At 50.3% G+C, this 24,377-nt stretch carries 28 protein-coding genes and 1 riboswitch; of the genes, 3 read left to right on the top strand and 25 right to left on the bottom strand.

The window, feature by feature from the left end; translation table 11 throughout:
• Window positions 1-73: 73 nt before the first annotated feature.
• Window positions 74-637, bottom strand: a complete 564-nt coding sequence (gene pth, locus HMPREF9412_RS12585) for an aminoacyl-tRNA hydrolase (RefSeq protein ID WP_009591913.1) — start codon at window positions 635-637, stop codon at window positions 74-76.
• A gap of 107 nt (window positions 638-744) precedes the next feature.
• Here pth and HMPREF9412_RS12580 point away from each other — a divergent pair, with 107 nt between their 5' ends.
• Window positions 745-945 (top strand): hypothetical protein, encoded by a 201-nt coding sequence (locus HMPREF9412_RS12580; protein ID WP_006207422.1) that lies wholly within the window; start codon window positions 745-747, stop codon window positions 943-945.
• A gap of 162 nt (window positions 946-1,107) precedes the next feature.
• Here the strand turns inward: HMPREF9412_RS12580 and HMPREF9412_RS12575 are convergent, their stop codons facing one another.
• From HMPREF9412_RS12575 to HMPREF9412_RS12515, 13 genes are all read right to left on the bottom strand, one after another.
• Window positions 1,108-2,061 (bottom strand): ribose-phosphate diphosphokinase, encoded by a 954-nt coding sequence (locus HMPREF9412_RS12575; protein ID WP_006207421.1) that lies wholly within the window; start codon window positions 2,059-2,061, stop codon window positions 1,108-1,110.
• A gap of 83 nt (window positions 2,062-2,144) precedes the next feature.
• Window positions 2,145-3,539: a bifunctional UDP-N-acetylglucosamine diphosphorylase/glucosamine-1-phosphate N-acetyltransferase GlmU gene (gene glmU, locus HMPREF9412_RS12570; RefSeq protein WP_009591944.1), complete on the bottom strand. Its 1,395-nt coding sequence runs from the start codon at window positions 3,537-3,539 to the stop codon at window positions 2,145-2,147.
• Between the two features lie 110 nt (window positions 3,540-3,649).
• Window positions 3,650-3,934 (bottom strand): septation regulator SpoVG, encoded by a 285-nt coding sequence (gene spoVG, locus HMPREF9412_RS12565; protein WP_006207419.1) that lies wholly within the window; start codon window positions 3,932-3,934, stop codon window positions 3,650-3,652.
• A gap of 183 nt (window positions 3,935-4,117) precedes the next feature.
• The gene (gene purR, locus HMPREF9412_RS12560; protein WP_009591894.1) at window positions 4,118-4,945 is read right to left on the bottom strand and encodes a pur operon repressor; all 828 of its coding nucleotides are present in this window, start codon (window positions 4,943-4,945) and stop codon (window positions 4,118-4,120) included.
• Between the two features lie 109 nt (window positions 4,946-5,054).
• The gene (gene ispE / locus HMPREF9412_RS12555) at window positions 5,055-5,909 is read right to left on the bottom strand and encodes a 4-(cytidine 5'-diphospho)-2-C-methyl-D-erythritol kinase (protein ID WP_009591930.1); all 855 of its coding nucleotides are present in this window, start codon (window positions 5,907-5,909) and stop codon (window positions 5,055-5,057) included.
• 257 nt (window positions 5,910-6,166) lie between these two features.
• On the bottom strand, window positions 6,167-6,349 hold the full coding sequence (locus HMPREF9412_RS12550; protein WP_009591920.1) for a small, acid-soluble spore protein, alpha/beta type: 183 nt from the start codon (window positions 6,347-6,349) through the stop codon (window positions 6,167-6,169).
• A gap of 233 nt (window positions 6,350-6,582) precedes the next feature.
• On the bottom strand, window positions 6,583-6,858 hold the full coding sequence (gene veg / locus HMPREF9412_RS12545) for a biofilm formation stimulator Veg (RefSeq protein ID WP_006207415.1): 276 nt from the start codon (window positions 6,856-6,858) through the stop codon (window positions 6,583-6,585).
• 289 nt (window positions 6,859-7,147) lie between these two features.
• Window positions 7,148-8,050 carry a sporulation peptidase YabG gene (gene yabG, locus HMPREF9412_RS12540; RefSeq protein WP_009591939.1) on the bottom strand — a complete coding sequence of 301 codons (903 nt, stop codon included), beginning with the start codon at window positions 8,048-8,050 and terminating at the stop codon, window positions 7,148-7,150.
• Window positions 8,051-8,164: 114 nt separating this feature from the next.
• Window positions 8,165-9,049, bottom strand: a complete 885-nt coding sequence (gene rsmA, locus HMPREF9412_RS12535) for a 16S rRNA (adenine(1518)-N(6)/adenine(1519)-N(6))-dimethyltransferase RsmA (RefSeq protein WP_009591917.1) — start codon at window positions 9,047-9,049, stop codon at window positions 8,165-8,167.
• Between the two features lie 3 nt (window positions 9,050-9,052).
• Window positions 9,053-9,598, bottom strand: coding sequence for a ribonuclease M5 (rnmV, locus tag HMPREF9412_RS12530; RefSeq protein ID WP_009591902.1), 546 nt, complete (start codon window positions 9,596-9,598; stop codon window positions 9,053-9,055).
• A 186-nt stretch (window positions 9,599-9,784) separates the two neighbouring features.
• Window positions 9,785-10,972, bottom strand: a complete 1,188-nt coding sequence (locus HMPREF9412_RS12525; protein ID WP_009591906.1) for a 3D domain-containing protein — start codon at window positions 10,970-10,972, stop codon at window positions 9,785-9,787.
• A gap of 269 nt (window positions 10,973-11,241) precedes the next feature.
• Window positions 11,242-11,456, bottom strand: a riboswitch (cyclic di-AMP (ydaO/yuaA leader).
• Window positions 11,457-11,661: 205 nt separating this feature from the next.
• Window positions 11,662-12,426, bottom strand: coding sequence for a TatD family hydrolase (locus tag HMPREF9412_RS12520; RefSeq protein WP_009591897.1), 765 nt, complete (start codon window positions 12,424-12,426; stop codon window positions 11,662-11,664).
• A gap of 96 nt (window positions 12,427-12,522) precedes the next feature.
• Window positions 12,523-13,812, bottom strand: a complete 1,290-nt coding sequence (locus tag HMPREF9412_RS12515) for an HD domain-containing protein (protein ID WP_009591931.1) — start codon at window positions 13,810-13,812, stop codon at window positions 12,523-12,525.
• A 323-nt stretch (window positions 13,813-14,135) separates the two neighbouring features.
• Here HMPREF9412_RS12515 and HMPREF9412_RS12510 point away from each other — a divergent pair, with 323 nt between their 5' ends.
• Window positions 14,136-14,390: an AbrB/MazE/SpoVT family DNA-binding domain-containing protein gene (locus HMPREF9412_RS12510; RefSeq protein WP_006207408.1), complete on the top strand. Its 255-nt coding sequence runs from the start codon at window positions 14,136-14,138 to the stop codon at window positions 14,388-14,390.
• 269 nt (window positions 14,391-14,659) lie between these two features.
• Here the strand turns inward: HMPREF9412_RS12510 and rsmI are convergent, their stop codons facing one another.
• The 10 genes from rsmI to HMPREF9412_RS12460 all read right to left on the bottom strand — a co-directional run bounded on the left by rsmI (window position 14,660) and on the right by HMPREF9412_RS12460 (window position 22,744).
• Window positions 14,660-15,553, bottom strand: coding sequence for a 16S rRNA (cytidine(1402)-2'-O)-methyltransferase (rsmI, locus tag HMPREF9412_RS12505; RefSeq protein ID WP_009591932.1), 894 nt, complete (start codon window positions 15,551-15,553; stop codon window positions 14,660-14,662).
• Window positions 15,550-16,317 (bottom strand): tRNA1(Val) (adenine(37)-N6)-methyltransferase, encoded by a 768-nt coding sequence (locus HMPREF9412_RS12500; protein ID WP_009591948.1) that lies wholly within the window; start codon window positions 16,315-16,317, stop codon window positions 15,550-15,552. Before HMPREF9412_RS12500 ends, rsmI begins: the two co-directional genes overlap by 4 nt.
• A 204-nt stretch (window positions 16,318-16,521) precedes the next feature.
• On the bottom strand, window positions 16,522-16,890 hold the full coding sequence (gene yabA / locus HMPREF9412_RS12495) for a DNA replication initiation control protein YabA (RefSeq protein WP_009591928.1): 369 nt from the start codon (window positions 16,888-16,890) through the stop codon (window positions 16,522-16,524).
• A gap of 32 nt (window positions 16,891-16,922) precedes the next feature.
• Entirely contained in the window at window positions 16,923-17,723 is an 801-nt protein-coding gene (locus tag HMPREF9412_RS12490) for a PSP1 domain-containing protein (RefSeq protein ID WP_009591910.1), read from the bottom strand.
• A gap of 56 nt (window positions 17,724-17,779) precedes the next feature.
• Entirely contained in the window at window positions 17,780-18,766 is a 987-nt protein-coding gene (gene holB / locus HMPREF9412_RS12485; RefSeq protein ID WP_009591937.1) for a DNA polymerase III subunit delta', read from the bottom strand.
• 84 nt (window positions 18,767-18,850) lie between these two features.
• Window positions 18,851-19,294 carry a YaaR family protein gene (locus tag HMPREF9412_RS12480; protein WP_009591907.1) on the bottom strand — a complete coding sequence of 148 codons (444 nt, stop codon included), beginning with the start codon at window positions 19,292-19,294 and terminating at the stop codon, window positions 18,851-18,853.
• A gap of 339 nt (window positions 19,295-19,633) precedes the next feature.
• Window positions 19,634-19,963 (bottom strand): cyclic-di-AMP receptor, encoded by a 330-nt coding sequence (locus HMPREF9412_RS12475; protein ID WP_006207400.1) that lies wholly within the window; start codon window positions 19,961-19,963, stop codon window positions 19,634-19,636.
• A gap of 65 nt (window positions 19,964-20,028) precedes the next feature.
• Window positions 20,029-20,673, bottom strand: a complete 645-nt coding sequence (gene tmk, locus HMPREF9412_RS12470; RefSeq protein ID WP_036672076.1) for a dTMP kinase — start codon at window positions 20,671-20,673, stop codon at window positions 20,029-20,031.
• A gap of 78 nt (window positions 20,674-20,751) precedes the next feature.
• The gene (locus HMPREF9412_RS12465; protein ID WP_036672062.1) at window positions 20,752-22,419 is read right to left on the bottom strand and encodes an aminotransferase class I/II-fold pyridoxal phosphate-dependent enzyme; all 1,668 of its coding nucleotides are present in this window, start codon (window positions 22,417-22,419) and stop codon (window positions 20,752-20,754) included.
• A 139-nt stretch (window positions 22,420-22,558) separates the two neighbouring features.
• Entirely contained in the window at window positions 22,559-22,744 is a 186-nt protein-coding gene (locus tag HMPREF9412_RS12460; RefSeq protein WP_006207397.1) for a sigma factor G inhibitor Gin, read from the bottom strand.
• 233 nt (window positions 22,745-22,977) lie between these two features.
• Here HMPREF9412_RS12460 and HMPREF9412_RS12455 point away from each other — a divergent pair, with 233 nt between their 5' ends.
• Window positions 22,978-23,499 carry a hypothetical protein gene (locus tag HMPREF9412_RS12455; RefSeq protein WP_009591936.1) on the top strand — a complete coding sequence of 174 codons (522 nt, stop codon included), beginning with the start codon at window positions 22,978-22,980 and terminating at the stop codon, window positions 23,497-23,499.
• A 98-nt stretch (window positions 23,500-23,597) separates the two neighbouring features.
• Here HMPREF9412_RS12455 and HMPREF9412_RS12450 read toward each other — a convergent pair whose 3' ends face one another.
• Window positions 23,598-24,035, bottom strand: a complete 438-nt coding sequence (locus HMPREF9412_RS12450; RefSeq protein ID WP_009591900.1) for a hypothetical protein — start codon at window positions 24,033-24,035, stop codon at window positions 23,598-23,600.
• Window positions 24,036-24,377: the final 342 nt, after the last annotated feature.

Here is a 24,377-nt window from a genome sequence, read left to right as displayed (position 1 = left end):
GTCCCCATTATCGAATGCCTCGGAGTCATCTTACGGGATAATTCATCTATGTTCTTCATCTATGTTGCCTCTTCTACGACTTGTTAAACTTCGCCATAGTCTGCTCAAAGGTATGATCCAAACTGAATTCCAGTGCGTCACAGGTCTCTTCCACCATGTGCTGCAGCTGTTCGCGCTCCTTCTTCGGGAACGTCCCGAGCACGTAGTCGACAATCGCATAACCCGGCTCCGGTCTCGAAATGCCCATTCGGACCCGGTTGAAGCTCTGGGTCCCGGTATGCTGAATGATGGACTTGATGCCGTTATGTCCTCCGGCGCTGCCCTGATACCGCAGGCGGATTTTACCGACGACGGTATCCAGATCATCATAAACCACAATCATGTCTTCCAGGCTCACCTTATAATAATCCATATAAGCACGCACAGCCTCGCCCGAGAGATTCATGAACGTCATCGGTTTGATCAGGACGGTTTTGGTGCCGCCAATCATTCCTTCGGCGATGACCGACTTGCATTTATTCTGATTGAACTTCAGGCCATGGCGCTCTGCGAGGGCATCCAATGCCATGAATCCAACATTGTGGCGTGTCTTCTCATAATTGGGACCGGGGTTGCCCAGTCCGACAATCCATTTCATCACAGGTTGATTCCTTTCACGATTTATACTTTCTTCTTTGCGCATTTCTGAGTACAATATGAACAAAACCTATTGGCGTTATGCCCTCATAAGAAGGTGAATCGGCATTGAAAGCTTTCGAACAGAAATTAACGCATCACAGCCATTTTCAATACCATATGAAGCACGGCATCCCTGTTCAAGTCTATGAACTCGGTTGTCACATCGACGTGGGTCTGATCACTGCGGTCGACGCCTATTTTGTCGAGCTTGAGGGAACGCTGTACAACCGGAGTACGTTCACTTTCATCTCCAGGCCCGGATACTGACAGGGGATGGACGCCGCCCTGACATTGGCAGGTCATGATTTTGAAAACGTTTTCTTGATGGCTGTTCATCTGCATCTCTTAAAGGCCCGTAATGCCGTCATAGCCGACAAGGGCTACATTTCCCTCATGAGGAGATGTAACCCTGCCTTTTTACACGGTTTATTATTCTATTTCAAACAACTTGCTGATCGACAATTCCTCGTGAACCCGGATGATGGCTTCACCCATCAACGGAGCAACCGACAGTACCGTCAGTTTGCTGCTAGGGTTCGGATTGGTGATCGGAATGGTATCCGTTACGACAACTTCCTTCAGCGGGGAGTTTTCCAGACGCTCATGGGCAGGGCCCGACAGAACCGGATGCGTACAGCACGCATAGACTTCCTTCACGCCGCCTTCCATCAACGCATTGGCACCCAGCACAATCGTTCCGGCGGTATCGATAATGTCATCGATCAGAATGGCGGTCTTGCCTTCGATATTCCCGATAATGTTCATGACTTCACTGACATTCGGCTCCGGCCGGCGTTTATCGATAATCGCCAGCGGGGCATTCAGGAAATCAGCAAGCTTTCTCGCGCGAACCACGCCGCCGTGATCCGGAGATACAACGACCGGGTTCTCGATCTGCTTCGAACGGAAATACTGGGCAAGGATCGGCACGCCAAGCAAATGATCCACCGGAATATCGAAAAATCCTTGAATCTGCATCGCATGCAGGTCCATCGTAATGACGCGATGAGCCCCTGCCTTTTCGATCAGGTTGGCAACCAGCTTAGCGGTGATCGGATCCCGCGAACGCGCTTTACGGTCTTGACGGGCATATCCGTAATACGGAATAACCACGTTGATGCTCTTCGCGGATGCCCGCTTGAGCGCATCCACCATAACCAGCAGCTCCATCAGGTTATCATTCACCGGCAAGCAAGTGGACTGCACAATATAGACATGACAACCCCGCACGCTCTCGGAGAGCTTAACTTGAATCTCGCCGTCACTGAAGCTGGTTGTATGCGACTCTCCCATCGGAATGCCGATATAATCAGCGATTTGATGGGCAAGTTTAGGATTGGAATTACACGTGAATATTTTTAATTTAGAATCAAGATAAGTCATAGAATAAAAACCCTCCGTGCTGGTTCGTTGAATTAGGCTATCCGATCACCGCTTCTTATCTTGGAAAAGAGAAGCAGGGATAATTATGATTTCTTGTTCTTCTTGGCGATGGCGCGTGCCCGGATCTTCTCTGCGTACCCTGGCTTGTTCTCCTGACGCTGCCTAGCGATGGCCAGATCATTGTCCGAGACGGAATGCGTAATGGTCGAGCCTGCAACAACGAATGCGCCCTTGCCCACCTTCACCGGTGCAATCAAATTCACGTTGCTGCCGATAAATGCATCGTCTTCAATTTCGGTAATGGACTTATTATAACCATCATAGTTGACTGTAATCGCACCGCAGCCGATATTGACGTTTTTGCCGACTTTGGCATCGCCAACATAACTGAGATGGGATACTTTAGACCCGTCGTCAATCGTCGCGTTCTTCACTTCGACGAAGTCGCCCACCTTCACGTCAGCTCCGAGTTTTGCCCCCGGACGGAGATAAGCAAAAGGCCCTACCGAGGTCCGAGAGCCGACTTCAGCGCTGCTGAGCACCGAATGTTTGACGCTGGCACCATCCGCGATAACGGAGTCCTCGATATCGGTATCCGGCCCGATGACGCAGTCTTCGCCGATCACCGTGTTCCCTTTCAGAACGGTGCCGGGATAAAGCACGGTATCCGAACCAATCTGAACGTCGGCTCCGATATACGTAGAAGCCGGGTCAATGATGGTAACACCGTTCAACATGTGCGAGCGGTTGATGCGCTCTCTCATGAAGCCTTCGGCTTCCGACAACGCCAGACGGTCGTTGACGCCAATCGATTCGGCGTAGTCATCCGTCTGATAAGCAAGCACGGTCTCGCCGGCTTGTTTCAGGATGCCGATGCAATCGGTCAAGTAATATTCCTGCTGCGCATTCTGGTTGGTTACGTTATCCAGTGCAGCAAATAGCTTTTTATTGTCAAAGCAATAGGTACCGGTATTAATTTCAGTGACGGCGTCCTCTTCCGGACTGCAATCTTTCTGTTCGACAATCCGAAGCGCGCTTCCATCCTCGCCTCGAATGACTCGGCCGTAGCCTTTGGGGTTATCCATATGCGCGGTGAGCACCGTGGCGGCCGCATTGCTGCTTTCATGAAGCTTCAGAAGATTCTCCAGCGTCTCAGACGTCACCAGTGGAGTGTCCCCGCAAATGACGATTGTGGATCCTTCTTCACCGCCAAGCAGTTCCTTGGCTTGTTTCACGGCGTGACCCGTTCCGAGCTGCTGCTCCTGCAGAACATACTCGGCTGCGTCTTGCAGATAGGTGCGAACCGCTTCCGCGCCGTGGCCAACGACCACAACACTGCGTTCGCAGTTCACCTGCTGTACCGTTTGGACCACATGTCCGACCATCGGCTTGCCACAAACAGGATGCAGCACTTTATATAGTTTGGATTTCATACGTTTGCCCTGCCCAGCGGCGAGCACAATAGCAAATCTTTTCAAGGGCCATGCCTCCTCCTCTTGAACTCACTACTGAATATATATCATTCTACAAAAAAAGAAAAGAGAGCCACAGGTATGGCTCTCTTTTCCTTGAACCCCAATTGTAAAACTTAAGCGCCTTCTTCAATCACTTCTTCTTCAGTAGCCGCACGCTCATACTCGGCCAATACAGCCGATTGAATCTTCTCGCGGGTACCGGAGGAAATGGGATGGGCAATGTCGCGGAATTCTCCGTCAGGAGTGCGTTTGCTCGGCATTGCAACAAACATTCCATTGTTTCCGTCGATGACGCGAATGTCGTGAACGACAAATTCATTATCGATGGTAATGGATGCGATTGCCTTCATTCTCCCCTCAGAGTTAACACGGCGGAGTCTGACATCCGTAATTTGCATATGTGTTCACCACCTTTTTCCATCAGAGACTTGGTGTATAATTCCACACAGCAAACCCGAAATCCTTCTTTTTTCTACTACAAAATGTCCTAAAAACAGGAATATTTTTTAGAATGTGATATTTTCGACAGACTTCGTGCTGATTCGAATGAAAACGCTATTATATCGACAAAAACCGCGTGCCTAGTTTTCGAAATAATTACCAGGTTTGACGGTAATTCTCTTGGTTTTGGAGTCTACGTCGCTCAAAACCGCGAGTGAAATATAGTCCTCCAGAAGTCTTTCCTCGGTTTCTACCGATCCCGATTCCACCAGGACCCCGACGCCTGCGACTTCGGCATTAAATTCACCCAGCAGATCGACCATCCCCTGAATGGTGCCTCCTGCCTTCATGAAATCGTCCACGATCAGTACACGGGAGCGTTCCTTGAGCGCCCGGCGGGATAAAGACATCGTATGGATGCTTTTGTGCGAGCCGGACACATAATTGATGCTTACGGCCGACCCCTCCGTCACTTGATGGTCCCGGCGAACTAGTACGACCGGCAGGTTCAATTGCGCCGCCGTCGCATAGGCCAGCGGAATTCCTTTGGTCTCCACGGTCATGACCACATCGATCTCCCGGTCGGAGAATGCCGTCGCAATGATTTTGCCCGCTTCGCTCATGAGCGAAGGTTGTCCGAGCAGATCGGACATGTATAGGTAGCCGCCCGGCAAAATCCGATCCGATTGCTGAAGCTGCTGGCACAGCTCCTCCGCAAAGCGCAGGGCATGGTCTCTGCGCAGCTTCGGAATGTACCTTACCCCTCCGGCCGCGCCGGCCAGCGTCTGAAGCTCTCCGAGCCCCTCGCTCTCAAATACGTCCTTAATGATCGCCAAATCCTCGCTAATGGACGACTTCGCTGCTCCATATCGCTCGGCGAACGTTGTCAGCGGAATCAGCGTATGCGGTTTGGATAGTAAATATTGGGTCATATCGACCAATCGTTCGCTTCGTTTTAATTTTTTCACCTAGGGTTCCTCGCTAAATCCGAATATTATATGTTAAATATAACACTTTTGTACGTATTTATACAACTTTGATTGCAATTCGCCCCCGAATTGTCAATTCTAACCGTTTCTAAGTGAGCAGGCGAACCGCATACACTTCCTTGCAGAAGCCCCGAAGGCCATTGTAAATCCGGGCAACCTTGGATTCCTTGGAGACCAGTCCGAAGACGGTAGGACCGCTGCCGGACATCAGCGCGCCGTCAGCGCCCAATTTCAGCATACCTTCCTTCAGCTGCTGAACTTCCGGGTGCATCTTCAAGGTCACCTCTTCCAGCACGTTGCCCAGCGACTGGCACATCTGCTGGAAGCTGCCCTGCGCCAGCGCGTCCACCATCCGTTCAGCCGAGGGATGGGACTGAATTTGCTCGCTGCGCAAGCGGCCATACACCTCCGCCGTCGACACATTGATCGGCGGCTTCGCCACGATCACCCAGCATTGCGGCGGATTCGGGATCGGCGTAAGCACCTCGCCGCGCCCCGTGGCCAATGCCGTGCCGCCGGTCACGCAGAACGGCACATCCGAGCCGAGCTCGGCACCGAGCGCGAGCAGCTCCTGCTGGGGGATGCCGAGCTCCCAGAGGCGGTTCAAGCCGCGCAGCGTGGCTGCAGCATCGCTGCTGCCCCCTGCGAGTCCCGCGGCAACGGGAATTTTTTTGTCCAGGTGGATATGTACACCCTTCTTCACGTCGTAGCGCTCTTTGATTAGTCTTGCTGCCTGAAAGGCCAAATTCTTCTCGTCCAGCGGAATGTATCCTGCCTGCGAGGTGATGATGATGGTGTCCCGCTTCTGTTCGGACATCTCAAGCCGATCGGCGAGGTCGATCATCGTCATGACCATCTCCACCTCATGAAAGCCGTCAGGACGCTTATGGAGTACATCCAGCATCAAATTGATTTTGGCCGGTGCTTTTTCGTATATTTTCAAGAACGTTCACCTATCCTTAGCTTTCCCATATGCTTGAACTTAACATATTCGAGGAAAAACATCTAATGCCTCTATATTAACAAACTCAGGCTTTGAAGTCATGGGACCGTTTGATGACGTTTACGATGCACCGGCTTTAAGAAAAACGCCTATCGACGCGTATAACGTAAGCTGTTCCTGCGAGTCGGGAAACTAAAGGTGAAACAAACAGGGCCTTCCGCTTAACCGGAAGACCCTGCTGCCATGCGGCCATACTCTTACAGGTCGGATTTGCGGGCTGCCCGCTCGGCGAGCTCAATCGCCCGTTTTACCATGTTGCCGGCATCCTTGGCCTTAATGCCTCCCCAGCCCTCTTTTTCCACGGTGTCGTAGAATCCCAATTCTTTAGCCAATTCGGTCTTCAATTGATCGGACATGATGCTTCGTCTTCTTCTGCTCATCAATCCCGCCTCCTTGGAAAATGTATTGAGTATGGCATGAACAGCATCCCGCGCGACGCAGCGGCCTTCCATGGGCCCTGCGCATGCTTAACTCTCCGTCACCGCGTATAGAACGGCTGTGATAAGCTTCGCGCAGCTTTAGTATGCGTTCAACCCTTCCTTGTCATCCCTCCGGAAGGATGGCAACAAAAAACAGTCTCCCTGTAAGCGGAGACTGCTCTCATGACGTATCGTTATGACTTGATATAGGTGATTCGCATCTCGTTGTCGTCACCGGTGACCATGATCTCCACGGTTTCGGTCAAAATATCCGCATAACTGTAAGACACACGTTTAAAAGTTTGCTGGTCTTGGTCCAGCTTCACAATGAAAACAGAAGGGTACGTTTCTTCCAAAACACCAGTACGCTCGACGGTCTTCCGACGGCCACCGTTTGCCCGAAGCGTAATTTTTTGCCCTAAATGGGCATCGAGACTGCGTTTGATTTCCAACAGCGCATTTTTAGCCATTGTCGACGACCACCTCTTTCCTTGTCCATTATACCGAAGATCACATCATTTGTCAATTCAAAAACATTAATTATATCAGCATCAAAAATATATTGTCAATGTATTTTTTTTGACCCTGCCATTCTCGCGCTCATTTGCTTTAATATGTGCTAAATTGACAAGCTTTATGTATTTTTTTTGACAACTTTCTTAACGAATGGATAGGAAAAATAAAAAACCCCAGCGAGTGGGGTTCTTCTTGGTCCATTCTCCAGCGGTTATGGGACCTCTGATCGAACGGATTAGGAGCCTAGCTGACTGAAGGCGTAACCTTCAAGGTGGACAAATCCTGCAGCTTGGGTAGACCGATCCGGTAGCTGCCTCTCGTTTCAATTCCGCCTACGCCCTGGCTGCCGCTGATCGTATGATGGACCACGTCATGGATGTTCACGGTATCCCGGACCGACGTATAGGCCGCTTTAGCGGCGACGTAGACGGGATCCAGCGCATGGATGAGGATTCGCCCCGGCGAGCTGGCAAAATTGGCCCCAGCCTGCAGCAGCGCCTCAAAATGCGATTGGCACGCTCCGGCCACGATGACCAGGGAATCCAGGTTCCGCTCATATTGACGCGCCACTTGAATCGCCGTGACGAAGTTGTGGGAATTCTTATAGCTGTCCAGGCTATATAAATCGTATGGCTGACGTCTCTTCAGAACCCCATCATGCCCTGTGATCACAACGATATCAGGTCTTACCCGCGGAAGAAGACGATATAATGAATCGGCCATCCCCGACTCATTGATATAATGGCCTTCCGCTGGGACCCGAAGCTGGTTGTACAAGGTCATGCTCTTCTTCAGATATTGGGGATCTCCATCCAAATGCAGCACCTTGCCCGGCACGTCAAAGTATCCTTTATCCGCAAGCTGGCCGCCTTCAATATGCCGCAGGCTGGCCAGTTGACGCTCGCTCTGCTCCTGTCTTTGCTTCTGCAGGCGGTCCAGCGATTCATTGGCTTTGATCTGCGCCTGCTTTGTTCGTTCGCTTAAGGTGGGATGCGGGACCGTAACCAAATCATCAACGGGAGCATCGGCCAGTAACCGGAATTCCGTCCCTTTGATGACGATATTATTATTTTGCCGCATGCCTTCTACCCGGAACGTTACATCGCCGCCGTAGGATTTACGAACGACCAAGTCTCCCAAGTTCATCACAACATCACCCCTACCCTATGGTATGGGCTACTGTGACTATTGGTTCTTGTTCAGCGCCAATTTATCGCGCGGAGGCCATTCGTAAGCTCCAGGGACTCCCGAAAGGCTGCGTCAACGGATATTGGCGCCGAACAGCACGTTGCTAAGCCGCGCATACTCCTCAATGCTAAGCGTCTCTCCGCGCCGTGAAGGCTCGATTCCTGCTTCCTGCAGCAGCTGCTCCAGCCGTTCGCGCCCCTCACCCGGGAAGAACCGGCTCTTCAGATTGTTGGCAATCGTCTTCCGTCGCTGTGCAAAAGAAGCCTGGACCACCTCGAAGAAGAAGCGTTCGTCTTCCACGCGAACGGGAGGCTGTTCCCGGACCGCCAGGCGAATCACGGCCGACTCGACGTTCGGCTGCGGAATGAACACCGTGTGCGGCACGATGCAGACCAGCTTAGGCTCGCTGTAATATTGAACGGCAATGCTGAGACTTCCGTAATCCTTGCTTCCCGGTGCAGCGGCCATCCGTTCGGCCACTTCCTTCTGAATCATCACCACGATGTTCTCCAGCGGCAGCTTCTCCTCCAGCAGCTTCATGAGAATCGGCGTCGTCACGTAATACGGCAGATTGGCAACCACGCTTACCTTCGATACGTCCCCGAAATCCTGACGGAACAGTTCATGAAGATCCACCTTCAGCACATCCCCATGATGAACCCTCACGTTCCCGTAGGGCTCCAGGACTTCCTTCAAGATGGGAATCAGGCGCTGATCGATTTCGACTGCGGTGACGGTTCCTGCCGTCTGCGCCAGCTTCTCCGTCAGTGCACCGATGCCAGGCCCGATCTCGAGCGCGCCCTTATCTTCATCAAGTCCTGCAGCTTCCACGATTTTGTACAAAATATTCTGATCGATGAGAAAGTTCTGGCCCAGACTTTTCTTGAAGGAGAATCCATGGCGTGAGATGATCTCCTTCGTCCGTCTTGGTGTTGATATATCCTCGATCCGACTCATTGGCTAAATGCCCCCTTCTTCCAGCTGTGCAAGTGCTGCCAGAAATTCTTCCCGCGATATTTGAAACATGGCCAATCGTTTATGGAACTGCTTGCTGTTGCAGTATCCGATGCCCAGCAGATTACCCATCGCCATCCGTCTTGCCGCGGCCTCCGGGTGAGCCGATAATCCCGCCTCCAGCAGATCCTCCAAACTGATCAGGCTCTCTCTACCCTCAAAAGACGTGTGAACCCGCTCCAGCGCGCGCCGTATCGCCTCTGGCGAGGCATTCTCCACGCCGATATCCCCTTTTCGGGTAGCGTCCGCTTCCGGGATGAAGGCGTGCTTGCAGCCGGGTACGCCCCGATCCACGATTTTGCGGATTCGTTCTCCCGCATGGTCAGGGTCCGTCAATATGATAACGCCTCTGCGCTCCTGGGCAAGCGCTATGCGCTTCAGGATTTGTTTGTTGATCGCTGAACCGCCGGTTTCGATCGTATCGGCCTCTACGGCCCGTTTAATGGCAACGGTATCGTCTCTGCCTTCCACGACAATCACTTCTTTAATCATGCGTTCGTTCTCTTCCTTCCCAAGCCGAGCAGGCCTGTACAACGTTAAGGTTCAACCCGTTTAGCCTTGATTACTCCGGTCTTAACAAAACAAAAGAAGAGGAAATATTCCCTCTTCTTGATCATCATATATTATAAGCTAAATAGTATAGCATTAGAATGGCAAAGTAAATTGGAATTCATGCGTCTAGTTCAATTCAGGTTTAACCGGACCGATCACATAAACGGTGCGACCGCTCTTCCGGCCGAAATTCATGGCCGATTTCAACGAATCGTAATAGACATCGATTTTGTTGCCTTTGATGGCGCCGCCCGTATCTTCAGCACGGCGGAAGCCAATGCCTTCGATGTAGACCCACCACCCGATCGGGATGATGTTAGGATCAACGGCGATGGTGCGACCTTCCGTAACGCGAGTGCCGGATGCGGTACGCGTACCGATTCCTTGCTGCTCGGCCGAATACGCCGTCATCGACACGTTGTTCAATACCTTCTTGTATTTAAAATCAACGCCTGCGCGGGAGACCACGTTGTTCTCCACAGCCTTGGCGGCCGTTACTTTTTTCGTGCCGGACAATTTAGCCGGTGTAGCTTTTACATCGGTGGCTGCCGCCTGGACGATAATAGGCTTCTCCACTTTTTTCGTACCTACGGCAATGATTTTATCCTTTGTTCTGCGTTCAATTTCTTGGGAGACCTTCGTCTTGGAAATCAGCTTGCCATTGTGGTAGACCTTCTCGTAATGGTTCACCATAAGACCAGGCTCGCCCCGCTGAATGACGCGGTTATCGCCCTTTTCAAGCGATGGATCGGCCGTCTTGATCACACGGAATTCGCGGTCTTCCGTTTCCTTAACTTTTTGCTTCGTGACGCGAACGACATGGATATTCATATTGCTGGTCAGCTTCGTGTCTTGCGACGGTTGTACTATATCTTCACCCTGGATCGTAACGCCAGCCTCTTTGAGTACATGATCAACTGTATCCTGGGATGTAAATATGGTTTTGGTTTTGCTGCCTACCGTAACGTTGACTGGAATAGCTCTGTCAATAATAATTCGGTCTCCGTCCCGGATCGCGCCGTTCAGGGGCATCGAAATTTGATCTTGGGGACTCAACGTGATCGCTTGCTCATCCAGCAATTCCTGCAGCAACGATCCACGTGTTTCCACCGTAGTGACCCGGCCGTCGACGACAAGCTGAACTTCCTTGCCTGCCTGGTCATGTACAACCAACGATATGAGAAGTGATACCGTAACGGCACCCATGGCGCCGAGCAACATCAGTTGACGCAAATTGTCATGCTTCCATCTCAATGCGTAAGACATGCTGGATGATTGTGATTCATGGGTTTCTTCAGGTTGAAAAATGCCCACTATTCCATCCTCCTTCATAGTCCCGCCGTCTAGGTAAACGCATGAATGCATTTGACGTGACTATAGCAATTTTTCTCACAGGGCGCCCTGCTATCTATCTACACCCTGCGTCAATTCCCGTCTTCCGTCCATCTGCCATCACCTCCTGTTTACCAAGAGTATGATGGACCCGTCTCCATTATTCAAAAATAAAAGAAGCCATTGAAAGAGTACTAGAGGCTCTAACGTGGCTTCCTGATGAATGAAATCATGGAAATGGTATGCACGAGATTTCCCCTCTTATTTCGCTTACGGAGTTAGCTGTCGGGTTCGGACGTAAGAGAGACGCCCTATATCCGGATGCCCGCTCATGGCGAGATCCTTCAAATTCACCCCAAAGACCCGAAAAAGAAATCAAATACAGCTTCGTGCATCCAGACCAGTATGCACCGCAGTATCGGTTCCCCCGTTCTCCAGAATTTCGGAGATTAAGCGAGACGGTTCATGAAATATTCGGCTGCGATCTGCACATCGCAGCTTCTTATCACTGAAAAGATGATATCCTGTTTGTATGCAGGTTGTAAAGCAACATTCAACCACATTTTCTCATGTAAAAGGTTAAAATATTGTAATATCAACGCCTTTTCTGATTAAAAAACTTTAATTAATCGAAAATGCTCCCTTTTTCATCGCTTTTGCTCTTGTTTTCGTTAAATACCAAATCGTTCCAGCGCATTTTTGGTGGTAATTTGGGCCAATTCCTCATAGGACAACCCTCTAATTTCGGCCGCCGCCTCCGCCACCAATTTTACATATGCGGTCTCATTTCGTTTCCCGCGGAAGGGATGAGGAGTCAGGTAAGGCGCGTCCGTTTCGATCAATAATCGATCAAGCGGAACCTTTGCCAAAACCTCTTTGGGCTGCTTCGCATTCTTGAACGTAATCGGCCCCCCAAATGAGATATGGAATCCCATATCCAGGCACATTTTTGCCGTTTCCCAGCTTCCGGAGAAGGAATGCATGACACCGCCGACCTCGGAGGCTTTTTCCTCACGCAAAATGTTAACGATATCTTCATGCGCATCCCGGTTATGAATGACAATGGGCATGTTCAATTCCCGGGCAAGCCCGATCTGGCGCCGAAGCACACGGTGCTGCACTTCCTTGGGGGACGTATCCCAATGATAGTCCAAGCCGATCTCCCCGATTGCCACCACTTTCTCGTGACTGCATAAAGAGGCGATCCAATCCAGGTCCTGATCCTCCATGGTGATCGCATCTACAGGATGCCAGCCTACCGCTGCATATATAAAATCATAAGTCTCGGCCAGCTTCATCGTGGTCGGGATCGTCTCCCGGTTAAATCCGATATTGATCATCCGCGTAACGCCGGCTTCAAGCGCCCGCTGAATTGCAGCTTCCCGGTCTTCGTCGAATTGGGGAGCGTCCATATGAGTGTGCGTGTCGAACAGCATACTATCCACACTCTCCTTCCTGTCGTTTCTATGTCGTCAATTTTCCATTAGTTGGTTGAATGCAAGGGTGTTAACGGTTGTCCTGTTATGCCTGATTTAATGCTGTTTTTTGAAAACGTCGGCGATCCTCTCCGGCATTTGACCCAGGAGCGGGCCCACCTTCTCCTCCGGATAATAAAGATGATACCGCCCTTTATGAATGCCGCTGATCGAGCGTACGATATCGGATACCTCCGAGATTTCCCTCAGCTCGTCATGCCGGTCGAGAAGGAGAATCTGTTTCTCGTTAAGCGGCATATCGGAATGAACCTTATCATAAGGAAGATCCGTTGGAAAATCAATCTCCAGGTCATATTCCGGATGCAGCCCCACGGCCCGGAACGCTTGACGGATCCCGTCGATGGTTTCCAGATCGATGTTGTCGATTTCTACGTATTTGTAGAGCTTCCGGTGCATGAAACGGCCGCATAATTCGCTAAGAAGCGGGTCCTCCTCTTCCGTCCATTGCAGAAAGGCCGTTTGAATCAAGGCTTCATCAAGGCGCAAATATTGATGAACGCCGATATTCCCCGAAAACAGCGCAGGCAGCGGCTCGATCATGAACCGGAAAGCATATCCACGGTCATGCAACTCCTTGGCACGGCGAAAGATTTGACGCAGGATGATTTCGGAGCTTCGGGTGACGGGATGAAAATACACCTGCCAGTACATCTGATACCGCGACATGAGATAATCCTCCACCGCGTGCATGCCCGATTCCTTCACGACGACCCGATCCCGGTACGGCCGCAGCATCCGCAGGATTCGGTCGATGTCAATCGTTCCATAATTGACTCCCGTATAGTAAGCATCCCTTAGCAAATAATCCATCCGGTCTGCATCCAGCGGACTAGTGACCAGATTCATGACAATCGGCTTATCGTAGGTTTTGTTAATAACGGAGGCGACCTTCTCGGGAAAATCGGCACCGAGCTCCTGAAGTACCCGATTGACGCAAGTATCTCCGAGCAGGATCCGGCATGTCCAATCCTCGTGGTTCATATGAAAAGCTTCTTCTATGGAATGGGAAAAAGGTCCGTGCCCCACATCATGCAGCAGCGCCGCGCAGAGCGCAACTTGCCGCTCTTCGGCAGGCCAATCGGAATACCCTCTCCGTTCAAATTGAGAGATGATTCTTCTCGTAATTTCATAGACCCCAAGAGAATGGGAGAATCGGCTGTGCTCAGCTCCATGAAAGGTCAGGAAAGAAGTGCCCAGCTGCCTGACCCGGCGAAGCCGCTGGAATTCCGGGGTATCGATTAACCGCCATATAATGTCGTCCTGCACATGAATGTAATTATGGACGGGGTCCTTAAACACTTTTTCTTCCGAAATGGGTGAATGCATTTCATCTCAACTCCTTCTCGTTCACGCTTTGGTTTTAGCCGTTAAACACTTCTTTTGACATCTAATGTCGAACCATGTCGAATAACGTAAAATCACGCTTTCCAAATCGACAAATCCAAAATCGTCGCAAAAATTGGTTCGATTATGGTAATTCCGTTGCTATATAAGGCTTTTGTTCACTATACTTTCGTAAACAGGTTCCGATTTTTCAAAAATATAGGTTGACTGTTTTGGGAATCGTTGGTACTATAAATAACATAAAAACTAGAACTATGTCGAATTATGACTTTTTTAAATTATGGCGAGAGGGGCATTTATAAGTTATGATGAAATCAACAGGAATTGTAAGGAAAGTCGATGAGCTTGGACGGGTCGTCATTCCAATTGAGTTGCGCCGCACGCTCGGAATTGGTGAGAAAGATGCATTGGAGATTTATGTAGACGGCGAACGCATCATGCTTAAGAAATATGAGCCTGCCTGCATCTTCTGTGGTAACGCTGAGAACGTCACTTACTTCAAAGGTAAAATTGTTTGCCATGAATGTATCTCGGAAATCCCTACACCTGTGACAAATTAAGATTTTTAGTATATAATAGCATTATTACATTTTGTTAATTCTAACCTTTTTCATATCTCCTTGGTGCCTTCCTCGGCTATGAACCCGGCCGCAGGAGGGTCTTTTTTTGGGATTAAAGAATTATAAGTTTTCAGTGAAACGTAATCCATTCTTTAATCCCATTGATATGTTTTTGGGGTCCCCGTAAAGTATTTGGAATAAGCATCAAAGCTTAGGCTCCACTTTGTGGGGCTATTTTGTTTATCCCCCTTGGGCCAGGCAAGCCATATTCACGACTCCGTCAGGAGTGCGTTATAGATGTCCCTTTTCGATACGCCGCGATCACCCGCGGTTTTTTTCATGGCATCCTTGCGGCTTAGTCCTTCCCGCTCATAGTGCCCCACATGCTCCTCCAGCGAAAGCTCCTGCCACCAGGCATTTTTCTCTTTCTGCTCCTCTTCTGCACTGCCGGCCTCCACCACCAAACAATATTCCCCCAGTGGCGGATGCTCCGTGAGCCAGTCCAGGCATTCGGAAATGCTACCTCGGACAAATTCCTCGTAGCGCTTGGTGAGTTCCCGTGCCAAGGTCACCTTCCGATTTCCCAGTACCTCCTGCAGGATCTCCAGCGTCTTCTTCACGCGATGCGGAGATTCATAAAATAACAACGTTCCCTGCGCCGATTGCAAAGCTTGCAGCTGCTGGACGATATCTTTGCGCTCCCGCGGCAAAAAGCCGATAAACGTAAACCGTTCGGTCGGCAAACCCGACACGATTAAGGCGGATAACGCCGCATTGGCTCCCGGGATCGGAATGACCGAAATTCCTGCCTCAATCGCATGCGAAACCAGATCACTGCCAGGGTCTGAAATCGCCGGCAGACCGGCATCGCTGACGAGTGCCACATTTTTTCCTTCTATTATATAACGTATGATTTCAGGACCGCTTGCCGCCTTATTATGCTCGTGATAACTAAAGAGCGGTTTAGCCGGAATTTCGAAATGGGTCAGCAGCTTGCGTGACTGCCTCGTATCCTCTGCCGCGATAATATCGCATTCCTGGAGGATGCGTACGGCGCGGTACGTCATATCCTCTAAATTCCCGATCGGCGTTGCCACCAAATACAGCGAACCCGGACTTCCCGCTCCCCGGTCGGCATAACTCTGTTGCACCAGAATTCTCATTCTTTTGTCTCATCCTCATGTGTTCCATAGTAAACTTCCATAAAATCCGGTCCGTAATTCCCCTGCTCATCATACACAATCAGCGGTGGCTTCAGCCGAACCTCGGGCTTTCCGTCCCGAATGCCCTCGATCAGGACCATGTTGGCTTCCATCTTCACGCGCGGATGCACAAACCGGATGACCTTCGGCTCAATCCGGTATTTGCTCATCAGGGTGATAATCTCCGCCAGCCGCAGAGGCTTGTGAACCATGCTCATCTTCCCGCCTTGTTTGAGCAGCCTTGCACAGGACTCAATGACTTCTTCAAGCGTACAGTGAATTTCATGCCTCGCAATCGCCTGATGCTCATTCAGCTTCAAGTCGCTGCCATTCATCGGCATATAAGGCGGGTTGACCGTAATCAGGTCATACGCACCATATCCCTTTTCCTTGTACAGTTCCCGCAGATCGCCTTCATGGATCGTGATCTGGTCCTGAAGGTCATTCATCGCTACGCTCCGTCTGGCCATATCCGCAAGTCTGGGCTGAATTTCAATCCCCTCGATCGGCGTACCTGTACGTGTCGACAGCAGAATGGGAATCACCCCATTACCCGTGCACATATCCAGAATCCGGCCCCTGCGCGGTATGCTGGCAAACCTGGCAAGCAGGACCGCATCCATGGAGAAGCTGAATACCTCTTCACTTTGAATGATGCCGAGCTCATGGGTGAGCAGATCATCGATCCGCTCGGATGGGTGCAATAACACTTCTTTCAATTTCATGGTTTCAACCCTTTATCTCTATAATTCGTCATATCCCCGGTACTATGGTGTATAGCTCTTTCCACCCTTGCCTGATGATATGAAATACGTAAAAGGCTGCTCTTCACACTTGCATGACAAGCAGCCATATGTTTCACTCGCGATCCTTACAGTATAACCTTTCGATTCTAGAAAAAAACCGTAGGCAGTTTCCCCTACGGCTTCTTATTTATTCAAAAAAGACAAGCAGAACAGGCAATCCCCTTCCGTCCGCAGATGCCCATAATAGACATTGCAAATGTGGAAGCCTTCATGATACAGCCGTGCCAGGTTATCATACCCCTCACCGACCACATCTTCATGTTCCTCATCCTTCACATGAGGCTGAGGCTGTAAAGCAACTGGGTTTTCCAATTCTGCCGGATTGACTTCCCTCTTTAAAATTTTCCGGAGCTGTTCATTTTCAAGACTGAGGCGATGGTTCTCTTCCAGCAGTTCCTTGATGACCAGCTTAAGTCCACCCAGTTCACTGTGTATATGTCCCATCTGTGTTTCCAACTCTTGAATGAGCACAAAAATGTTTTTCTTCTCCAAGTCTACACCCCGAAAATAAACATTCTATTGGACTATTTGATGACAACGTCATCCATTGGAAGTTCCTTGACCTTTCCAATTTCAAACAGCTGAACATGAACCGTCCGCTTATCCGCATTGAGCCCGACTACTTTGCCTTCTCCAAGCGAAGTAACGACCAGTTTCCCAGCGGATGGAAGCTCTTCTTTCACGCTTTCATAATTATCATGCTCAAACTTTAGGCAGCACATCAATCTTCCGCATAGCCCGGATATTTTAGTCGGATTGAGCGATAGGCTTTGATCCTTTGCCATCTTGATCGATACCGGCTCAAAATCACCAAGCCATGAGGAACAGCACAGTACACGTCCACATGGTCCAAGACCGCCGAGCATTTTGGCTTCATCGCGAACTCCAATCTGGCGAAGTTCGATTCTTGTTCGGAATATGCTGGCCAGATCCTTAACCAGTTCACGGAAATCCACACGGCCTTCCGCCGTGAAGTAGAAAATGATTTTGTTTCGGTCAAAGGTAAATTCCACGTCGACCAGCTTCATTTTCAGCTCGTGATCCCGAATTTTATTTAAACAGGTGGTGAATGCATCCTTCGCCGCTTGTTTGTTCTCTTCAACCACACGGGCATCGGAGTCACCAGCGATACGAATGACCTTCTTGAGAGGAAGGACAACGTCCGATTCACCTACCTCCTTCTTTCCTATCACAACTTGACCATACTCGATCCCTCTCGCGGTTTCCACAATTACGGATTGTTCCTTCTCCACGGGGAGGTCGAGCGGATCAAAGTAATATATTTTGCCCGCTTTCTTAAAGCGGACACCTACTACACTGTACAAAAATAAACCCCCTTGTGCCTGTACATATTGGCCATTCTTCGGGCCTGGGGGTGTGCTCACGCCGGAGTGTTACCGCCCAAACCCATCAATAACTGCTCTAAACTGAGCTGTCCATTGACATTATAGCGTAACTTCTTCTGACACTCTGCGGCCAAATCCATGTATGACACCCACTGTGCTGTGCTGCGGGCTGATGCATGACCAGAGATATACTCTGCCTGATCTATGAAAACGAGGGACTCTTTCCTTCCATACTGGACATGGATCATGTCCTTAAACCATAAATGAAACATACTGAACAATAAGTCCAGATGATCGGAGAGTTCGGTTTTGAACACTTTTTGACTCGCGGTGATCATCGCAGAGCCGCTGCGGTTCAAAGACTCCTTCCCTAATTGTAACACTACGTTTCTAATTTCTGCAAACCAATTCTCATTCAATATTTTCCTGCACTCGTCAAGCCCGGACGCCAGATGAACGGCACAGCGTACAAGCGCGGCAGGATAGCCCTCGCCGACAAGGACCTTTTCCATCATCTGCGGATCGAGTGCCCGAAACGGGACTAACTGCGATCGTGATTGAATGGTGGGCAGAAGGGCTTGTCCATTCTCGGCAATCAGGATGGCGACGGCAGGCGCCTGCGGCTCCTCAAGAAATTTCAGCAGGCTGTTGGCTGCCTGCGTGGTCATCTTCTCCGCGCGGTCAATAATATATACCTTGGGATTCCGGTTCTCCGATCGATAAGAGAATATCCGCTGAAGATCGCGGATCTGATCGATCTTGATGCTGGCCCCATCCGGCTCGACCATCGTCAGATCCGGATGGTTGCCGTGCTCCACCTTGCGGCATTCCAAACATTGCCCGCAGGCATCGTCATCCAGTTCCGTACAAAACAATGCCTTGGCAAACGTAAGCGCCGTCTGCATCTGTCCGGCTCCGTTCGGGCCGCTAAACAGATAGGCATGACTGACAGCATTACGGCGCAAGGCATTTTGCAGCAGTTGCTTCGCAGTCTCTTGACCTACGATATCGTTAAAAGACATATGTCCTCACCTTCTACCAATCCTTCATGATCCTCTATGACGGAACAGTCCATCATTTCAAGTAAACTTTCTTACTGGTTACGGCTAGAATACAAGATTGATCAGCATGCCCCGGATTTCCCCTACCTTGTTCAGCAGATCAATTCGCCCCTGCTCCGTATCCAGCAGCTCATCCGCCATCTCGAGCAGCGCCGAATCGACCTCATCGATTACGTTATAGCGCTTGCCCCGCCCCCGGCGGTCCCAGCCTCGCGTTTCCTTCATTTTCACGCCGCGACGAACCGTTTCTTCCAGGAAGCGGCGAACCATCAATTTATATGCCTTTAACTCCCGGACGGTCATCGCTTTGGCCAAACGATCCCCTTGCATTGCAATTTCACGCATTTGACGACTCAGCTCTTCATGGGTCGCACGTTCTCCCTGCTGCTGCATCATATCCGAGAACGATCGCTTCTGAATCGGTCTGGCGTTGCCATCCGGCACCGTGATTTCGCTTTTCATGGGCCGAAAGCCCGGATTGATCTTCACCTGAATCCACCGCCTATTGCGTTAATTTGTTGCATTTAATAAAACGGAGGCATCTGGTACGTTCATATCGAACAACCTATGCCTCACGTGAACGTACCTTGAAATGGTTATCTTGTCAAGCGATTTGCCGACAATGATCGAAATACGGGGTGCTTGATCCGGAGTCCATCTACAATATCCATTTATGAAAGATCATCTCCCGATTGCAGCGATCTACGGTAACTATTTTTATTATGATACAGAAGTGGTTCAGAAAACTTTCAATACAGGAGAACACAGCCGTCAAATATCCCAATAAAAACATCCGTTACGTATCTATCGCAGATCTAGAGAATGAATTTAGAAATGCTCGAAACGTTCTACAGGGAGCACAAATACCGTTGCGCCGCCAACCTGCACTTCGACCGGAAGCGGCAAATAGGAATCGGTTGTACCGCTCATAGGGGTTACCGGAGTGACCAGCTGTTCGCGGACCTTACAGCTTGTGCGAATGACGCTGAGCACACTTTCAACCTGTGAATCGTCTACCCCAATCATAAAGGTGGTGTTCCCCGCCTTCAGAAAGCCGCCTGTACTTGCAAGCTTTGTCGCCCGAAAGTTAGCTTTGACCAATGCGGCGGAGAGACGGTTGCTATCTTTATCCTGGACAATCGCAACAATCAATTTCATGGTAAACCCTCCTTGTTTATTTTGGGCATCGTATGCCCTTAACACTACTTATTTGACAAACAACCTCAAAAATCCTTTAATATCGCGTCTTCCAAGTGACGATTCATTTCCCTTTCGACCTGCGCGGGCGTCTTGGAAGCATCCACGATGCGAATTCGGTCCGGATTACGCTCTGCTACCAATAGATAGCCTTCCCTAACTTTCTCGTGAAATGTCAGGTTCTCCATATCCAGTCGATTCCATTCCCGTTCCGCATTCGCCGCGATCCGTGACAGGCCGATCCTCGGCTCGATATCGAATAACAGCGTCAGATCCGGCATCCGGGTATCAATGGCGAACTGATTGATGCTCCATACCTCTTCCATGCCCAATCCGCGCGCATACCCCTGGTAAACCAGGCTGCTGTCCACGAATCGGTCGCATAGTACGGTCAATCCCTGCCTTAATGCCGGCTCCACCTTCTCCACAAGATGCTGGCGGCGGGCTGCCGCGTATAACAATGCTTCTGTGCGTGCATCCATCGAGGTGTGCTCCGGATCCAGAATAATGGAGCGGATCTTCTCGGCGATTTCTATGCCGCCGGGCTCGCGGGTAATCAGATACGGGATCGAATGATTCTGCATAAACGCGGCGAGTCTGCCCATCATGGTCGTTTTACCGGATCCGTCTCCTCCTTCTACGGTAATAAATAGTGGTCTGCGATTATTCATAGCGTATCCTGCTTTCATTATTTGTTGATCATATGCCCCAAGTTTTTCGTACCGGTGCATAACGGAGGTTTCTATCCTTTACCTTTCCTTGTAAACGACGATGGTTTGCAGCGTGGGATCGGTTATTCCCTGACACTTGGCCCCGGCCATCCTCAATGCCAGCATCCTTTGTTCCATTTCTGCTGTTATGTCTTCGCCGGGGTATAATATCGGAATGCCTGGCGGATACGGAATAACCATCTCGGCCGCCTTTCGCCCGGCGCTCTTCGCTAACGGCACCGATTCCAATCTCTCCTTGTCAATCGGCTTGAGCGAGAAAGAGATTGGAGCTGAATATGGAGCCTGTCGCAGCAAATTGTTCCACGTGGAAACATCGGAGACCGAACTTTCTTCAGTTAACAAGCTAGCATCGACATTGAAGTGAGAAGAACCCTCATTCAAGTGGATCCCCGGCCGCTCGTACTTCACGAAATCCCCCTGTTCCCGCAATTTCCGGATCAGTAATTCCGTGCCTTCTGCAGCAGTGCCTGGTTCCGTTCCGGTCTCATCCGTCTTCTCCCCCTGCTCTACAATATGCACAAGAGCCCATAAGACGTGATTCGCATCTTCGCGGGTCGATCCCAATGTAAACAATAAGACGACGCGCAGCTCGTCGCTCATCTCCGGCACACAGCCGCGCGCCTCTAATGCGCGCTGGAGTGCATACCCGCTCAGGGCCCCGGTGCGGTCATAAATGACCGCCTTGAACGGGTCCTGGCGGGTGTACGCCGCGGCGGCTGTGCCCGCGGCGCCATCCCCGGGCTGCGGCGGCTGCAGCAGCCCGAAGCGCGGCAGCTTCGCGAGGCCGCGCCGGAAGGCATCCACGGCAGCCAGGCCAGCCGTGAAGGCGTCTGCGCCCTGCGTGTGCAGCAGGCGCCGTGCCAGATCCAGCGAAGCCATGAGCGGGTACGAGGGGCTGGAGCTTTGCACCATCGCCAGCCGCTGGCGCAGCAGGCTCCGGTCGAGCAGCCCGCCCTGTACATGCAGCATGGCTCCCATCGTCATCGCGGCTAACATCTTGTGCGTGGATTGGACCACGCCGTCCGCGCCGCATGACAAAGCATTCATCGGCAGCTGTGGATGCTGCCCGTAATGCGCTCCGTGCGCTTCGTCCACCAGCAGCGGCACTCCGCACTTATGGCAGGCCTCCGCCAGCGGCCTTAAGTCACTCCCCATCCCGTAATAGTTCGGCATCGTGATGATCACTCCCTTGGCCTCAGGGAAGGCCTCGAGAGCCGCTGTCAGCGTAGCTTCTGATGGGGCAACGGCTAAACCGCTCTGCTTGTCCAGCTCCGGCTGAAGAAACACCGCCCTTGCACCGGCCAGCATTAATCCGTTCAACACGGACTTATGTACGTTCCGCTGCACCAGCACGAGATCGCCCGGCTCACGGCATACCGTAAGGATCAACGCAAGATTGCCGGCCGTGCTACCGCCCACTAGAAAAAAGCTTTCTTCGGCGCCAAAACAATCGGCAGCCAGCTCCTGCGCTTCCTGAATCACGCCTTCCGGATGAAATAAATCATCGGTTCCGGTAATTTCCGTCACATCGATGCGCATCGCCTCTCGTAGCATCTCCGCTGCGTCACCTTCTGCCCCGTATGCCCTGCCGTTCTTATGGCCGGGTACATGAAAAGATGAAGCCCCGCGTTCCCGATATAACCTTAAAGCTTCCGTTAGTGGGGCACGCTCTCTATGTGTAGTCATCGACATATCCCTTCGGATTACATTCTCTAACCTATTTTAACGCAAATTGAAACCTACGCCTACGTTTCCATGCCCTGAAAATCCTCTCTAAACAAAAAAAGGCCCTTACTTCAGGCCCATTTAACACGCGTACCCGCGCCTATGCATTCTTCGGCATCGCAATCTGTTTTAATTGACGGATAAAAAAATGATATTTGGCATCTTCCGCACTGGTATGGACGATTTCCGATTCACATTCCTCGCATACGAATTGCGATACAATGGTGATTCCATCGGTCTTCGACTGATTGCATATGATACACACGTGTTCGGTCAATTCTTCCATAACCATCCCACCTTGATCCTTTTCCTATTAGTATGACACAGTTTCTATTATTTTAAACCTTTTCATAGGATATCTTTCTACGCTTTATTTATATGTACCCCTTGATGGCCTTGTGTCTGTACCTTTTTTTTCAGCTTAATAAAAATATGATTTTGTCCGATAAAAACATAAAAGACTAAAACTTCTCGTCTATCGAAATTTATCTTCTATTTAAAGGGGGACGGCATAGCCCAATGGCAGATCCACACGGTCAAGCCACCTTTTATCACTACCGATTAATCAAGAAAATCCAGATTTCCAGAAGCTTGCTCATCCTCTACTTAAGTCTGCCTTGGCTTGCTGCAGCTGCAGGGACCCTATGGGTGTCTCCGTACTTTCTGCTCTATATGCTCATCGCTTTTCCGCTTATGTTATGGATCCAGTACGTTATTGGTCATACCGTGCTTGTCCTCCTGGGAACAGGCTATCGGAAGCGCTGGCGCTTCAGGCTGAGGCTGCCTTGGCTTGGTTATATCCCGGATCAACATGTCAGCCGTCGCGTATTCATGTTGGTGCAGTTCTATACCTGTTGGATAGGGATAGTCTTAAGCGCTATCATGGCCTTCTGGTCATCGCTGCCGTTTGCCATTGCGATTGTGTTCTGGCATCTATGGCTGCTTCTTCCGCGAGGTTATACCATGCTGCGCCTGAGCGGTCAGCGTAAAGACGGGATGTTAAAAATGAATGAGCAGGATATCTCATACTACCAGCAATAAAGCAAGGAAATTTTCGTGTTTGAATTTACTACATAGCGTTGCAATCCTATTCCGTTATACATGAAATAAAGACCTCATTCCGAAGCCGGAAGAGGTCTTTATTCATTCGCTTTATTGCTTTCCAATCCTTGTATGACTTGTTTCTTAAGCTGAGCAGGAACCGTGATTATGAGAAAATCGTCTTGCACCGAAAGGTGGACGATACTTTTACCTTTTTCAAACACTAACGAAGACCCGTTGTCTTCAACTTCCTTCTGCTTCCATCCCCAGGACTCGATTTCATCCAAGTAAGGCTCAGGAATACTGTCGTCTTCCTTCAAGCCTGGAAGCGCATAGCGTACATAATCCAAGTCACTATTGCCTGTTGTCTGCTCCGTTTTATTCGCTTCCTTCGGAACCGGGAATGATTTCACATTCGCTGCCCCGTCAAAGGATTTCCAGCTTGGTTCCGTGGATGCCCCGCATCCGGATCCGATTAACAGTATCGTACCCGCACAGATCATTCCTGCCACATGCAGACCACTTTTACGCAACATGTCATTGTCCTCCTTCCCCCACAATAACCGGTCTCCAGATGAGTATTCATAGTTGGTTGGTTAATGGAGAACCTTCCAATCAGGCCTTCATTCCTATAGCCTGCGTAAATCGGTAAACACTTACCCGATTATGCCTAATTCTATTATACTGATTTTCGGCGTGGTATCGGTAACAAAATCTTCATCTGTTTACGTCAATTTTAAGATCATGTTATATAACAGAAAAGCCGCCGGCACTTACGTTTAGTGCTATTTATAGCGTTGGATCTCTTAACACGGCAAAGCATCAAAAGTCCCATAAACAAATAAAAACCACCATCGATTACATCGACAGTGGTTTTT

The organism is Paenibacillus sp. HGF5 (genome assembly GCF_000204455.1).
Taxonomy (GTDB): Bacteria; Bacillota; Bacilli; order Paenibacillales; family Paenibacillaceae; genus Paenibacillus_AQ; species Paenibacillus_AQ lautus_A.
This window is presented reverse-complemented; position numbering and strand designations above follow the sequence as displayed.